The organism is Facklamia hominis CCUG 36813, assembly GCF_000301035.1.
GTDB classification, from domain to species: domain Bacteria; phylum Bacillota; class Bacilli; order Lactobacillales; family Aerococcaceae; genus Facklamia; species Facklamia hominis.
This window is the reverse complement of sequence record NZ_JH932292.1, coordinates 1,250,140-1,265,238: the sequence shown is the minus strand read 5'-3', so window position 1 is coordinate 1,265,238 and position 15,099 is coordinate 1,250,140. Positions and strand designations below refer to the sequence as shown.

The following is a 15,099-nucleotide window of genomic DNA, read 5'->3' as shown; positions in this document are numbered from 1 at the left end:
TATACAACACCGATGTTCTATAACTCTTCACCAGCCGAATCGCTGCTTTCAATCACAGGCTCTTCATTATCTCTACTATCTTCCTGAGCCTGATTCATGCTGTCAGCCGCCTTTTGGTCTTCTTTATAACGATCCAAAGCATTGTAATTAATCACATCTTGTTCATCTTCGTCATCAAGTAATTCGATTTCTTCTCCAGCTTGATCAAGAACTCTAAGGTCTAGAGCTAAGGCTTGTAATTCCTTAACTAAAACCCTGAAGGATTCTGGTACACCAGGTTGAGGAATAGCCTCTCCCTTAACAATTGATTCATAGGTCTTCACACGACCCACCACGTCATCCGACTTATAAGTTAGGATTTCTTGAAGGGTGTATGAAGCACCATACGCTTCTAATGCCCAGACTTCCATCTCTCCAAATCTTTGTCCACCAAATTGAGCTTTTCCTCCTAGTGGTTGTTGGGTTACTAGAGAGTAAGGTCCAGTTGAACGAGCATGCAATTTATCATCAACCATGTGTGCTAATTTCATCATATACATAACACCTACGGAAACCTTACGATCAAAAGGTTGACCTGTGCGTCCGTCATAAAGAATCGTCTTGGCATCATGATCTAAGCCTGCTTCTTTCACTGTATCCCAAACGTCCTCTTCTCTAGCTCCATCAAAGACTGGTGTTGCCATCTTTAATCCAAGCTGACGACCAGCCATTCCTAGATGCAATTCAAAAACTTGTCCAATATTCATCCGTGAAGGAACCCCTAAAGGATTTAACATAATATCGACAGGAGTCCCATCTGGTAAGAATGGCATATCTTCTTCTGGCAAGATTAAAGAGACAACCCCTTTATTTCCATGCCGTCCAGCCATCTTATCTCCCACCTGGATCTTACGTTTTTGAACAATATAAACACGCACTAGCTTATTAACACCTGGTGAAAGTTCGTCGCCATTTTCCCGTGTAAAGATCTTAACATCATGAACAATTCCGCCACCACCGTGAGGTACTCGTAAGGAAGTATCTCGAACCTCTCTCGCTTTTTCACCAAAAATAGCATGTAGCAGGCGTTCTTCAGCCGACAATTCGGTCATTCCTTTTGGTGTCACTTTACCAACTAGAATATCTCCATCACGAACTTCAGCCCCCACGGTGATAATTCCATCTTTATCTAAATATTTAAGGGCATCTTCACCTACGTTTGGAATCTCACGGGTAATTTCCTCAGGACCTAACTTAGTATCTCGTGATTCTGACTCATATTCTTCAATATGAATCGAGGTATAAACATCATCTTTAACCAAGCGTTCGGACATAATTACCGCGTCCTCATAGTTATAACCGTCCCAAGTCATAAAGGCGACTAAAGGATTTTGTCCTAGAGCCATTTCTCCGTTCTGCATCGAAGGACCGTCAGCTAAGATTTCCTTATCAGCCACCTCTTCACCTAACTTAACAATAGGTCGTTGATTGTAACAAGTTCCCGCGTTGGATCTTGCGAACTTAGTTAAACGATATTGATCAATAGAACCATCTTCTAACTGAATATCTACGCGATTAGCATCCACATAGACAACCCGTCCGCCACGCTTACAGGTTAAAGCTGCTCCAGAGTCATGGGCTGCTTTATACTCAATACCTGTACCAACAATCGGCGATTGAGGATTAATTAACGGAACAGCCTGACGCTGCATGTTCGCTCCCATCAGTGCCCGGTTAGAGTCATCATTTTCTAAGAATGGGATATGTGCTGTCGCAACAGCAACCACTTGCTTTGGCGATACATCCATATAATCAACGGTTGATACTTTTACCTCTAAGTTCTGATCTTTAAAACGAGCCATAACAGTTTCGCTAGCAAAAGAACCATCATCATTCAATGGCGAGTTTGCTTGTGCAATAGTATAAAGATCTTCTTCATCCGCTGATAAATATTCGATTTTTTCCGTAACAACTTGCGCTTCTTTATCCACCTTTCGATAAGGTGTTTCAATGAATCCATACTTATTAATTTTTGCAAAAGTTGATAAGGAGTTGATTAATCCAATGTTAGGCCCTTCAGGAGTCTCAATTGGACACATACGGCCGTAGTGAGAATAATGAACATCCCGCACTTCATACCCCGCACGATCTCTCGTTAAACCACCTGGACCTAAAGCGGATAGACGTCGCTTATTAGTTAACTCACTCAATGGATTGGTTTGATCCATAAATTGTGACAATTGAGAAGATCCAAAGAATTCCTTGATCGCTGCTACAACTGGACGAATATTTATTAATTGCTGAGGGGTCATTGTCGAAACATCCTGTAAAGACATTCTCTCTTTAACTACTCGTTCCATACGCGACAAACCAATTCTAAACTGTGTCTGTAATAATTCTCCTACCGAACGAATACGACGATTACCTAGGTGATCAATATCATCCGTGGTTCCAATTTTTTCATCTAATAATAAATAATAGTTCATGGAAGCAACGATATCTGCTGGTGTTAAATGATAAACCTTTTCAAGATTAGCATTACCTACAATATTAATGACTCTTTCTGGATCAATTGGCGAATAAACTTTAATTACTTGAAGATCAACAGGTTCACCAACCACTCCTTCAGGTGATGGAGTATAAGTAAAGACATTTAAGCCATTCTCAAGATGAGGCCTTAAGATTGCAAGACTATCAGCCGTTAATTCAGTACCTTCTTGTAAAATAACCTCACCTGTATCTGGATCTGCCAGAGTTTCCGCTAAAGTCAATCCAGCTAACCGCTTAGTGAGATCTAGCTTTTTATTAATCTTGTAACGCCCTACTTCTGCTAAGTCATAACGACGCGGATCAAAGAAACGTGCGTTCAATAAATTCCGAGAGGATTCTGCTGTTTTAGGTTCTCCTGGACGTAGTCGCTCATAAATATCTTTCAAGGCTTCTTCGACTCGCGAATCAGCAATATTTTTATGAACATCCTTAATTAAAGTATCATTCAATAATTGAGTTTCAGACAGAATATCCACTATTTCATCGTCTTCCCCAAAACCTAAAGCTCGCATCATAGCTGTAATCGGCAACTTGCGTGTCCGATCAATCCGTACATAAGCAATACCTTTCGCATCCGTTTCAAATTCTAGCCAAGCTCCACGATTAGGAATTACTGTTGACGTATAGGTGTGTCTTGCCTTTTTATCCACTTTATCGTGGAAATAAACACCCGGTGAACGAACTAACTGTGAAACAATAACCCGTTCAGCCCCATTAATAATAAATGTTCCCATGTCCGTCATGATCGGTAAATCACCGAAGAAAACTTCCTGTTCCTTCACTTCACCCGTTTCTTGATTAACCAATCTTAAATTAACATAAATCGGTCTTGAATAATTGGCATCATGTGCTCGTGCTTCTTCTACTGTATATTTAGGTTCTTGAAAAGAATAATCATGAAAATATAATTGTAGTTTTTCGCTGTGGTCGATAATTGGTGAAATATCTTCCAACATATTCTTCAAACCTTCATCTAAGAACCATTGATAAGAATTTGTTTGAATCTCAATCAAATCTGGAATTTCTAACACTTCGTCAATTCGTGCATAAGAACGTCTTTGAGCCTTTGTGCCATATTGAACCATGTGATGATGATGATACACGCTGTTCACCCCTCTTATTTATTCCGCAAACGTCTGCCTTTTACCCTGATAAGCACAATGTTAATTTTCTATGACAAACTATTAAGATTATGTTACATGTCATTTTTTTAGGCTTTTTTAGGCAAAAAAAAGACAAAAGATATTCAATGGTCTGTTTCAACCTCATCTTTTGCTTTATTTTTCATTAAAATCTTTGATCGGACAATATTTCGACCCAGATTTCTTATTTTACTGCCACGTATTGCGACATATATTATACTTGTTTATAGAAAAAAGTCAAGACTCCTTCTACGAACTAATTACTTTTTTCAGCCTTTATTACCCAATAACCTTTTTCTAGGTTAACTCGCTCAACCTGACTAAACTGCTCTTTCATGTAACTAACCAAAGAAGGAGCCCCTTGCTTCTTTTGGATAACCAACCACAGCTGGCCTCCATTTTTTAATCCATTGATCGCTTTATCAACAAAAGTATGAACTACTTGCTTTCCAGCTCGAATGGGTGGATTTGTAAAGATCAGGTCATAATTATCGGTTAAATTCGACTGACAGACATCCATCGATTCAAAAGACACATTAGTCACATGATTTAAGAGAGCATTTTGAATCGATAATGCCACTGCCCTTTGATTAAGCTCTAATCCGCTTAATTTCGCTGATGGAAGAGCTTTCGCCAAAGAAAGAAGAATTGGCCCATAGCCAGATCCTAATTCAAGAACCTTAATTGATTCTCCTTTGAAAAATTTATAATCTGTGGAATCTAAAAAGCTTTCAACTAACACACGCGAACCAAAGTCCACTCGATGCTTTGAGAAAACACCCGCATCTGTTAGAAATTCCATCTCAAAAGACCCAATACGAGTTGTAATCAACTGAGTATTCTCTTTAGAATGTGGAGAAGCAGAAAAATAATGTTCAGACATAAGCTACCTACTTTCTTCTTGACTCGATCCTTTGACCTTTTCAACTTTTTAATAGTAACATCTAGCATCATTAAAACATTAGAGGCTGGAGCCCAACTTGTCCAACCTCTAAATTTGATTGCTATTCTTGCTGCGTTGTTTCCTCTGGTTGATCTTTTATAATCGGTGTCATTGTTACTTCGATTCTCCCACTATCTAACTCAACTTGACTAAATTCAAAAGTATCCGGAAATGCTTCTATCACTGCCTTTTGGATCTCATCATTGAATTCCCCAGTTACTGGATCAGCATCAACAGTATAGGTATAAGCTAAACGATCAGCCTTATATTCAATTTCCAAACTTTCTTCATCATAAGTTAACGCTTGAGTATCTGCTTTTGGACGTATACCAAAAATAACATCATATCCTTGTTCTAATTCCAAAACCTGACCTGCATTAAAAATATCCGGATAAATTCTTAGGTTATGATCTAAATATTGTTGAGCTTCCTCTTGTGTTTCGAATTCACTGGCCACATAGAAGATAATATAACGACCCGCTTCTTCAACTTCTTCTGCATAAGTCACTTTAACAATGACAAAATCTTCACTGACAACTTCCTTTTCTGCCACAAAACGATCTTTTGTCGCAGGATCTTGATCAATTAATTCCATAAAATGATCGGCTTCGGCTTCCGAAGTAAAGATATTGGCATGGAAAGTCACAAAATCGCCTTCTAATAGATTAATCGAAGACTCTACTTCCCCTTCTTCTTGAGTCGTTTCTTCTGAATTATGAGTCACTTCTTGACTGTCTGTTGGAACAGTCGGTGTTACTGGATGGTAATTCGAAGGATTGGTCGGTCTTGGTACTGAAGGGGTTACTGCTGGCGTATTCGAACCTGAATTATTATTGTTTTGATCAGTCTTATCGCCCGTTGATTCCTCGTTTTCAGAGACAGCGTTATTTGACTCTTTTTCCTCTTTGCTCTCTCCTTCGGGGTTCCCCTTATCCTTTTGCTGACTGGATTCTTGACTGGATTCTTGATTTTCCTTACTTGACCCCCCCGTTGTTTGGTCTCCGGTATTCTGATCTCCAGTTGGTGTTGTGGAGCCAGTAGTTGGAGGCTCTGTTCCTTCTGGATTGTTTTGACGATCATCTGTTGCTAATACCGTTGTAAGATGGCTCAAAAGTAAAGCAGATGCTAATAAAATACTCAGTGTTTTTTTCATCAAATTTTCTCCTCTTCTATAATTTATCGTTTTGCAATCACAATAAGTAATAAACCAATTAAAACAAGGCCTACCAGTAATCCTGCGACTATATAGGGTGCCGAACTTTCACTCAATCCTAAAGTAGTCAATAGGCTAGACTGACTCACACTATTTACCAATTGGTTGAATGACTTTAAGATCATTTCCCAAATATTTTGAACAAACGAAATCACCTTTTGAAGAATGCTCTTAGTTCTCTCATTTTCAGACGATTCAGCATTTTGAGGACTAGTCATACTTAATTGACTCATTTCCACTTTTACCTGACCTGACTCAGTCTTTGTTTTAAAGTCAAATTGTCCAGGGAACGCTGTTTCTATCGCAGATTGATAGGGATCTTCCTGTCCTTCAGGGTATTGATAATAATAAGTTGTACGCAATTGATTATAAAATAACTTCTTATCAGCCACATCATTTGAAAAAGCTTGAGTATTGACGCCGCTTCGAATGCCAAAGGCAACATCGAAAGATCCGTTGTTTTCAACGACTTCCCCAGCGAAGAAGAGATCTGGATAAATCTTTAACTGTTCATCAATCATGCTTTGTGCCTCAGCCTTACTGTCATAAGAAAATGGCAGATATAAAATAATTGCTTGAGTCTCTTTATCTGCTTGATCCGTATAGCTAGCAGCCAATAAAAAACGACCTTCTTTAGATACATCTTCTAAATTAATCTGACCCTTTACGGCTGCTTGTTTATCAAGATAAGATTTAAAATCCTTTAAATCCTTTTCACTTGAAAATTCATTTAAAGTATAAATCGTTACATCATTCTCAAAAAGTGGTTCTTTAGTCTTATTTTGAGTATCTTCAACCGTTTGAGTCTGTTGAGAAGTGACTGAAGATGTATTACTAGATTCTTCTTCGGTTGATGTTCCCTCTTGAAGAGAACCTTGTTCCTGACTAGCCTGCTTTAAATCAGAGGGCTTAGCAGGTCTAGGTACATATGCTGTATCAGACTGTGCTTTTATTACAGGTGTATAAGCCCCAAGCAACATCAATAAACAACATACTTTTAATAAATTTTGAATAGTTTTCATTAGTTTTCCCCTTAAGCAATTCATTGCTTTTATTATAACAAGAAATCTCTTAAATTCTCAACTTATTAATCATAAACTCAAAGAGACTCTATGATTAAAACAATTAAGTGTAACTTATTCAGTAAGCTTATTTTCAATACTAGATCGGGATCGATACTGCGGAATTAAAATCCGAAATACAAGCTCCTTATCATGAACAAAAGCATGGACATCACCTTTATGTAACCTAATTATATTTCTTACAATTGCCAAACCTAGCCCTGAACCAGGTTCTTTGGAATTTCTGGATTTATCCGAACGATACGAACGTTCAAATATTTTTTCAAGTTCTTTTTCATCTAACAACTGACCATCATTAGCCACTTCCATCTCTAACCAAAAACTGGGTTGTCCCTTATCTAAAGGGTGCAAGGACTCGTTTTTAACCAATGACTCATAATGTTGATTTGATATTTTTTTTGCTTGTATTCGAATATAACGAGCCCCTTTACCATATTTAAATGCATTTATAATCAAATTATTAAGGACTCGAACAATCTTTTCAGGATCAATCAAAACTTCTAAATCACTTGGATTAACATCTATTTGAAGATCAACCCCTAATTTTTGAGCTTGATAATCAAAATCTGCTTGGATTTGCTCCAAGAAAAGATTTAAAGGGATAAATTGAAAATCCATTCGCGCCGTACTATCCTGCGAAGAAGTATACACAAACAAATCATCAAGCAAACCTTTTAAATTTTGGCATTTAGCATAAACTAGGTCAATATATTCCTTGAGTTGTTCGTCAGTCAAGTCTTTCTTATCTTGAATCAGATTTAAATAACCCATAATTGATGTTAAAGGAGTTCTTATATCGTGACTAATATTATTAATCAATTCATCCTTACTTTTTTCACTCTCATTCCGTTGTAAAAATGCTTGATTAATTGAATCCATCAAAGTATTAACATCTTGTGATAAATTCTGATAATCCTCCATCTCTTGATCAGGGATCCTCAATTGATAATCACCCTGAGCCATTCGAGATATATACTTGCGTATACTAGCCAACCGGCGAGTCGTTCTATTTTTTCGAACAATCCAAAATAAAACAATGATTAAAACGCACAAATATATTAAAATTAAAATTTGATTACTATGATTATAGATCGTATATAAAACAGGATAGTCATACAAAACTGACTTAATTGATATATTCATGGTATCAATCCAAAATACTAAAAATAATTGATACAAAAAATAAATAATTAAAAAAATAAACGAAATTGTCCCTGCATAGATAAGAACTTCTAGACCAAATTCTAATTTTTCTGAAAAGGTGAGCTCAGATTTAGATTCCTTTTTTAATTGCAGCAATTTTTCTGATAAATATCTATTCATTGATCTTATATCCTACACCCCAAACAGTTTGAATTATTTTTTCTCCTCGAGTCGCCTCCTCTAACTTATTTCTTAAGTTAGAAACATGTACCATTACCGTTTTTGTAGAGGAAACAGAGCTATCTTGCCAAACTTCCTGCATTATATCATCAGCAGAAAAGACGTGACCTCTATGACTTGCCATCAGAAAAAGAATATCAAACTCAATCACGGTTAATTTTATTTCTTCTTGATCACTATTAACCACTGAATGGTTGCGTCGATCGATAATAATAGACCCTAGATCTATCCTATCCTTATTTACATCCACCTTATTACTTGATTGATAAATCGACTGACGTCTTAGCATTCCTTTAACACGCGCTACAACTTCTAAAGGTTGAAATGGTTTGGTCACATAATCATCTGCTCCGGCTAATAGACCAGATATTTTATCGGTCTGCCCTTGATTAGCAGAAATTAAAATTACTGGATATTCAAGACTTTTTTTACGTAAGTAATCTAGTACTTCCATCCCAGATTTTTCAGGCATCATAATATCTAATAAGCATAAATTGATATCTGAATGGTTTTCAATTAAATGGATTGCTTCTAAACCATTATTAGCTAATAAACATTCATATCCTTCATTTTTCATATAAATCGATAAAAGATCTAAAATTTCTTTATCATCATCAGCTATTAAAATTTTTACCATTACTTACTCCCCCTCCTTTGTCAAATCTATTATACCTCAAAAATCAAGTAAATAAATTATTAATGACTATCCAACAAAACAAAAAAGACCCAGTTAAAAATTTAACTGGATCTTTCATAGCTATATGAAGATTACTTAACTTCGACTTGTCCGCCAACTTCTTCAATTTTAGCTTTAAGTTCTTCTGCTTCTTCTTTAGAAACGCCTTCTTTAATAGCCTTAGGAGCATTATCAACTAATTCTTTAGCTTCTTTCAAGCCTAAACCAGTTGCTTCACGAACCACTTTAATCACTTTAATCTTTGCATCACCTGCAGAAGCTAAAACTACATCAAATTCAGTTTTTTCAGCTTCTTCTGCTCCACCAGCAGCAGGTCCAGCAGCAACAGCTACAGGAGCTGCTGCAGAAACGCCAAATTCATCTTCAATTGCTTTAACTAAGTCGTTTAATTCAACAACTGTAGCAGCTTTGATATCTTCAATAATTTGTTCAATATTTAATGCCATAATAAATTTCCTCCAAATAATTTAATAATATTTTATGCTACCTTTAGGCAGACTTTTGTTCGCTGATTCCTTTTAAAGCATACACCATCTTTTGAGCCGGGTTTGCTTGAGAAAGGACTGAAGCCACATTGCGCATTGGTGCTTGAAGAACAGACAGTAACATTGATAGTAACTCTTCGCGTCCAGGCATCTTAGCTACTTGTTCAATGACTTCTTTAGAAGCATAACTTCCTTCTACAATACCACCACGGATTTCAAGGGTTTCATTATCCTTTGCAAAATTTGCAGTTACCTTAGCAGGTGCTACTACATCGTCTGAGAAGACAATTGCTGATGGTCCTTTAAAAAGATTCGCATCAACTTCAATACCTGCCTCTTGAGCAGCTCTACGAAGCATTGTGTTCTTAACAACTTTCATGCTTGCGCCTGCTTCTCTTAACTGCTTACGATACTCAGTTACTTCTTCAACAGTTAATCCTAAATAATCTACAACAACAACTGTTGATGATTTTTTCAGATCTTCTGCCACTTCAGCAACCTCTGCTTGTTTGGCGTTCATTACAGATTCTTTTACCATATTGTGTTTTCACCTCCACTTGCCTTGATATAGAGATTTAATAAAAAATCTCTATGCCACCCAGACATAGAGATAAATTCCTAATAATTGGAACTTCCTCGGTAAGAAATTAAGGCTTAGCCACTTACTGTCTTAGGTCGTTTAACACTACATTATGATAGTCATAAAATTTGAGTTTGTCAACTTAAATTTTATAAAGAATCTACATTAATTTTGATACCAGGACCAAAAGTTGTTGTAAGTACTAGATTAGTAATATACGTACCCTTAGCTGTCGCTGGTTTTACACGAACGATTGTTTCGTGTAAAGCTTTAAAGTTTTCAAGCAATTTTTGGTCATCAAATGAAACCTTACCAATTGGAACATTCACAATACCTGCTTTATCAGCTCGATAAGTTACTTGTCCAGCTTTAATATCCTTTACAGCTTTAGTAACATCCATTGTTACGGTTCCTGTTTTAGGGTTAGGCATTAATCCTTTAGGACCTAAGATACGTCCTAAACGACCTACTTGCCCCATCATATCCGGAGTGGCTACCATTACATCAAAGTCTAACCAACCGTCATTGATCTTATTGATTAATTCTTCTTCTCCAACAAAGTCAGCACCCGCTTCTTGCGCTTCTTGTGCTTTAGCTCCTTTAGCAATTACCACAACGGTCTGTGTTTTACCAGTACCATTTGGTAATACCATAGCGCCACGAATTTGTTGGTCTGCCTTTTTAACGTCAATATTTAGATTATAAGACACTTCTACTGAAGCATCGAACTTTGCAAAATCAATTTCTTTTGCTAGAGAAATTGCTTCTTCTGCAGTATATTTTTTTGTGCGGTCAACTTTTTCTTTTGCCGCTAAATAATTTTTACTTTTTTTAGCCATTACTTATTTCCTCCTATATCTGTGGTTATTCGGGAATTCCCTCCCACACCCGATAGAAACGGGGCGAGAAGCTGCCGCAACGATTAGTCTTCAACTGTAATACCCATTGAACGGGCTGTTCCTTCAACCATACGCATTGCCGCTTCTACATCGGCTGCATTTAAATCTTGCATTTTAGTTTCAGCAATTTCACGGACTTGATCTTTAGTCACAGAACCTACTTTTTTCTTATTAGGTTCACCGGATGCCTTTGTTAAACCAGCTGCTTTTTTAAGTAACACTGGAGCTGGTGGAGTTTTTGTAATAAATGTAAATGAACGATCTTCATAAACATCAATTACTACCGGAATAATCATTCCTTGTTGGTCTTGGGTACGCGCATTAAATTCCTTTGTAAAGGACATAATGTTTACACCAGCTTGACCCAAAGCTGGACCTACCGGTGGAGCTGGGCTCGCTTGACCTGCAGGGATTTGTAATTTAACTTGAGTGACAACTTTTTTAGCCACGAAAATTCCTCCTTATGTCATATATTCGTGATGTGGTAATTGGAGCTTACACCCTCTATGTTTTACCTGAACTCAAACAGGACGATGTTTCTCCTCCCACTCAGTGCCAAATTCAGGCACCCCACCATTATACAATAACCATTTATATTTTGCAATCACAAGAACACTAATTTTAATCTGTTATTTTTTATGATTAAACACAGTGAATTTTAATTGACTTATTTAATAGTCTAATTTATTAACTTGAGCAAAATCTAATTCTGCTACTGTTTCACGACCAAACATTTCTAAGACTACTTTTAATTTTTGAATTTCTTCATTAACTTCCTCAATCTCTCCCGTCATACCGGAAAATGCTCCATCGACAATTTCAACATGATCTCCTACTGAGATATCTAAATGTACCTTTTTAGCAGGAGCTTGTCCCATAATTGTAGCTATTTCTTCAGGTAATAAGGGGGCTGGTTTCGATCCTGCTCCATGTGAACCAACAAAACCAGTTACACCAGGTGTGTTTCGAACAATAAACCATGATTCATCAGACATAATCATTTCAACTAATACATAGCCTGGAAAAGTTTTTTGAACCTTACTCTTCTTTTCTCCATCATTAATTTCTGTTACTTCTTCTTCAGGAACAACGACGTTAAATATATAATTTTCCATATCCATACTTGCAATCCGCATAAGAATATTTTCTTTGACCTTATTTTCATAACCAGAGTAAGTATGAAGAACATACCATTCTTTTGAAGCTTCCATCTCTATCTCTCCCTCATTTATTTCTAAAATAAAAAACCTACATTACTCGCTCGTAGGTTCCACTTAGCTTATTATACCACGATGATAAGACCTTGACTAATTAAAAAACTAGCTTGATTAACAAGCTAGTTCATTTTTATTTTAAATTTACTAACCAACTAATTAAGCGATCAAAAGCAAAGTCAGTTAAAGCAAAATATAATGAGAGAATAATAACCATGACAATAACTGTCCACGTATAGCGATTCGTTTCTCTTAAAGTAGGCCATGTAACTTTTTTCATTTCATTAGCAACGCCCTTAATATAATTCATAAGCTCTCCTCTTTTCAGTTACTTAGTTTCTTTATGTAAAGTGTGTCGATTACAATGTTTACAAAACTTCATTAATTCTAGGCGTTTTGACTGACCCATCTGCGTCGGTGTCATATGATAATTACGATTTCCACATACACTACATGCCAAAGCTGTTTTCTTTTGAGCCATCAAATTGCCTCCTTTTTTGTTAGTCTCTTTTAAATCTTAAAGACAATCTAATTACTTGTCAAGCAAAAGCCGATATTTAATCTGCATTTAAATTTAAGCAGATCTTACAATTTATTAATTGAAGACATTAGTAAAAAACTTTCGAAGTTTTTGCCAATTAGTATTAAATGCTTGTTTTAAATAGTCCCAAGTTCGCTTGAATAGATTTACTTTTTTTACTTCTTCCGCTAAAACAACTTTTGTTTGATTGCCTTCAGCACTTTCAAGAATTGGTAATGGATAGCCTGCTACTTTAATGGTCATTTTTCCCACTTCTGTTCCTTTTTCTAAAGGAGCGACTAGTCGATCACCTTTAAAGATCTGTTGATTAGCTTGGAACTGATACTGATAATGAGGAGCTGTATCAATCAAGGGAACTAATAAGTATAGATCATCTTGATAAATAAGTGGAGCCCACTCTTTGTCAGCATTCGTGAGTGGAATTCCATCAATTTGTTTTACTTCTTGACCTGCTTTAATAGCTAATTCTAAGCGATAGGCGTGAGCGGCATAGTCAAGCAACTTACGACTTTGTGCATATAAATCATTTTCTTCCTTTACGCCTAGAACAATTGCAATCATTCTCATTTTATTATTATCTAGAGTTGAAACCATCGAAAAATTATCTTCAGGGGAGCTAGTCACCATCAACCCATCTAAATTTGAATAGGATAGATTATAGTCAGCTGTTTTTAGCATTTTATTGGGATTATTCATCTCAAAGGCATCTGGTGTATCTTCTTGAAAAAGTTTTTTAGATGTCTTGGAATAATCCAACACCTCTGGATACTCCTTCAATAAATGATAGCTAATTGCTGCCACCGCTCTAGCCGTCATCGTATTAGTCTTTCCATTTTTGTTTGATCCAACGTCTTGTGGCTGATAATCCACCGAAAGTCCTGTCGCATTATATAATTGAAAGGAGCCTACATTCCAAGCTTGAAGTTGTCTTTCCATCATTTGCACACATATATCCTGACTACCAGCGAGAGCCTCAGCTAATGCTAAGCAAGCCCCATTAGCTGATCCAAGAACTGTTGCCTCAATTAGATCTTCTATGCGATACCGCAGATCCTGCCTAAGCGGTACATTCGCAATATTATAGTCCTGACTTAAAGCATACGCTTGATCTGAAATTGCTATCTCCTGCTCCAATGTCAACTTACCTTCGTCTATCGATTTATAAACTAAGTATACAACCAATAATTTACTGAGTGAGGCGATTTCAACAGGCTCATCTTCTTGAAAATTATAAATAACTTGTCCATTTAATGCATCAATGATAAACGCAGACTTAACACCTGCTAATTGAGGCTGACTCTCCTTAATTTCTGGAGCATATGTATATTTTCTACTTCCTTCTGACTTGATATTGGTCGATGATTTTAGTTCTTGAGCACTAACTAACATCTCGCTTGTATAAGAAAACAACACACACATCGCCATGCAACTCAAAATTAAAGTTCGCCATTTTCTATCCATTAAGCTCGCCCTTTCTAAATCGTGTATCTTGTATTATACTAAATATCTCCTTTAGAAAATAGACTTTCTATTAAATAAAAAAACAACTTTATTTTTAGCTACTTAAAATAAAGTTGTTCTATTATATTAGGTTACTTGCTATAAATCAATTTTAGAAAAGACCACCCACAATTGTATATTTTCGTTTCAAATAATACCGTAATAAGAAGGTTAAAATAGCGATGATAATATAAGCCACTGGTGGAAGAATTGGGTTAATAACAGCTGGAAGGATGGCTTGACTTCCCATTACAAAAACAACCCAAATCAACATCGCAACCGTTGAAATCAAAAAATATCTTAAATATCCCTTTTTCCCTTTTGGTGCCTCTAAATTTGGTAATGCTTTAGACGTATAAAGCATGGCAATCCCAGCAAGAAAATAGTTAATCACAATCGTTAGAAGCCCCATCATAAATCCCACTTGATTTTGGGATCGCCCTAACAATCCTACCCCGGTAATTAACGTAAAAATAGATCCCAACATAAGTCCACCATCTAAAGCAATCTGCCAATCAGGTGATTTTGTTGTTAAATTAGAAGAGTCTTCTTCCTTCTCCAATATCAATGCTGTTGTTTGACTAGGTGTTCCATAAATATGTCGGTAAGTTTGTCCATGGTTTTGTCCCTCAATTAAGGTTGGCACCATCTCTTGATAAATAAGTTGTTTCTTCTCATCAGACAATTTGCTTGATGCTAATTGACGATCTATATCAAACATAAATTGTTGATTTCGCTTTGTCAATTGATCTAGCTGATTTTGACTGATACCGGTCAACATGCTCATAAGTGAATCTTTTTTTACGATTTGATTGTTAGTCTCTTGACCTTCATTCACTTCATTTTGTAACTCTACACGATCTTTATTATCAGTTTTTGACATGACTTACC

Annotated in this window: 15 protein-coding genes and 1 other annotated feature; all 15 genes read right to left on the bottom strand. The window is 36.4% G+C overall.

Features of this window, described 5'->3' with window-relative positions; genetic code table 11:
* Positions 1-17: 17 nt before the first annotated feature.
* Complete coding sequence (gene rpoB, locus HMPREF9706_RS05860) at positions 18-3,614, bottom strand: DNA-directed RNA polymerase subunit beta (RefSeq protein WP_040444730.1); 3,597 nt, start codon at positions 3,612-3,614, stop codon at positions 18-20.
* Between the two features lie 313 nt (positions 3,615-3,927).
* Positions 3,928-4,554, bottom strand: a complete 627-nt coding sequence (locus HMPREF9706_RS05855) for a class I SAM-dependent methyltransferase (RefSeq protein WP_006908439.1) — start codon at positions 4,552-4,554, stop codon at positions 3,928-3,930.
* A gap of 121 nt (positions 4,555-4,675) precedes the next feature.
* Positions 4,676-5,767: a hypothetical protein gene (locus tag HMPREF9706_RS05850; RefSeq protein ID WP_006908438.1), complete on the bottom strand. Its 1,092-nt coding sequence runs from the start codon at positions 5,765-5,767 to the stop codon at positions 4,676-4,678.
* A gap of 23 nt (positions 5,768-5,790) precedes the next feature.
* Complete coding sequence (locus tag HMPREF9706_RS05845) at positions 5,791-6,849, bottom strand: hypothetical protein (RefSeq protein ID WP_006908437.1); 1,059 nt, start codon at positions 6,847-6,849, stop codon at positions 5,791-5,793.
* Between the two features lie 114 nt (positions 6,850-6,963).
* A complete protein-coding gene (locus HMPREF9706_RS05840; protein WP_006908436.1) occupies positions 6,964-8,232 on the bottom strand; it encodes a sensor histidine kinase in 1,269 nt (422 codons plus the stop codon).
* Positions 8,225-8,929: a response regulator transcription factor gene (locus tag HMPREF9706_RS05835; protein WP_006908435.1), complete on the bottom strand. Its 705-nt coding sequence runs from the start codon at positions 8,927-8,929 to the stop codon at positions 8,225-8,227. Before HMPREF9706_RS05835 ends, HMPREF9706_RS05840 begins: the two co-directional genes overlap by 8 nt.
* Before the next feature lie 131 nt (positions 8,930-9,060).
* Entirely contained in the window at positions 9,061-9,435 is a 375-nt protein-coding gene (gene rplL, locus HMPREF9706_RS05830; protein WP_006908434.1) for a 50S ribosomal protein L7/L12, read from the bottom strand.
* Positions 9,436-9,478: 43 nt separating this feature from the next.
* Positions 9,479-10,012 (bottom strand): 50S ribosomal protein L10, encoded by a 534-nt coding sequence (rplJ, locus tag HMPREF9706_RS05825; RefSeq protein ID WP_006908433.1) that lies wholly within the window; start codon positions 10,010-10,012, stop codon positions 9,479-9,481.
* Between the two features lie 33 nt (positions 10,013-10,045).
* Positions 10,046-10,167, bottom strand: a sequence feature (ribosomal protein L10 leader region).
* A 36-nt stretch (positions 10,168-10,203) separates the two neighbouring features.
* Positions 10,204-10,893, bottom strand: coding sequence for a 50S ribosomal protein L1 (rplA, locus tag HMPREF9706_RS05820; RefSeq protein ID WP_006908432.1), 690 nt, complete (start codon positions 10,891-10,893; stop codon positions 10,204-10,206).
* 83 nt (positions 10,894-10,976) lie between these two features.
* The gene (gene rplK / locus HMPREF9706_RS05815) at positions 10,977-11,402 is read right to left on the bottom strand and encodes a 50S ribosomal protein L11 (RefSeq protein ID WP_006908431.1); all 426 of its coding nucleotides are present in this window, start codon (positions 11,400-11,402) and stop codon (positions 10,977-10,979) included.
* A 222-nt stretch (positions 11,403-11,624) separates the two neighbouring features.
* Positions 11,625-12,164 (bottom strand): transcription termination/antitermination protein NusG, encoded by a 540-nt coding sequence (nusG, locus tag HMPREF9706_RS05810; RefSeq protein WP_006908430.1) that lies wholly within the window; start codon positions 12,162-12,164, stop codon positions 11,625-11,627.
* 136 nt (positions 12,165-12,300) lie between these two features.
* Complete coding sequence (gene secE, locus HMPREF9706_RS05805; RefSeq protein ID WP_006908429.1) at positions 12,301-12,477, bottom strand: preprotein translocase subunit SecE; 177 nt, start codon at positions 12,475-12,477, stop codon at positions 12,301-12,303.
* An 18-nt stretch (positions 12,478-12,495) separates the two neighbouring features.
* The gene (gene rpmG / locus HMPREF9706_RS05800; protein ID WP_006908428.1) at positions 12,496-12,648 is read right to left on the bottom strand and encodes a 50S ribosomal protein L33; all 153 of its coding nucleotides are present in this window, start codon (positions 12,646-12,648) and stop codon (positions 12,496-12,498) included.
* Between the two features lie 114 nt (positions 12,649-12,762).
* Positions 12,763-14,169: a D-alanyl-D-alanine carboxypeptidase family protein gene (locus HMPREF9706_RS05795; protein ID WP_006908427.1), complete on the bottom strand. Its 1,407-nt coding sequence runs from the start codon at positions 14,167-14,169 to the stop codon at positions 12,763-12,765.
* Positions 14,170-14,320: 151 nt separating this feature from the next.
* The gene (locus HMPREF9706_RS05790) at positions 14,321-15,091 is read right to left on the bottom strand and encodes a DUF1129 domain-containing protein (protein ID WP_006908426.1); all 771 of its coding nucleotides are present in this window, start codon (positions 15,089-15,091) and stop codon (positions 14,321-14,323) included.
* Between the last annotated feature and the right edge of the window lie 8 nt (positions 15,092-15,099).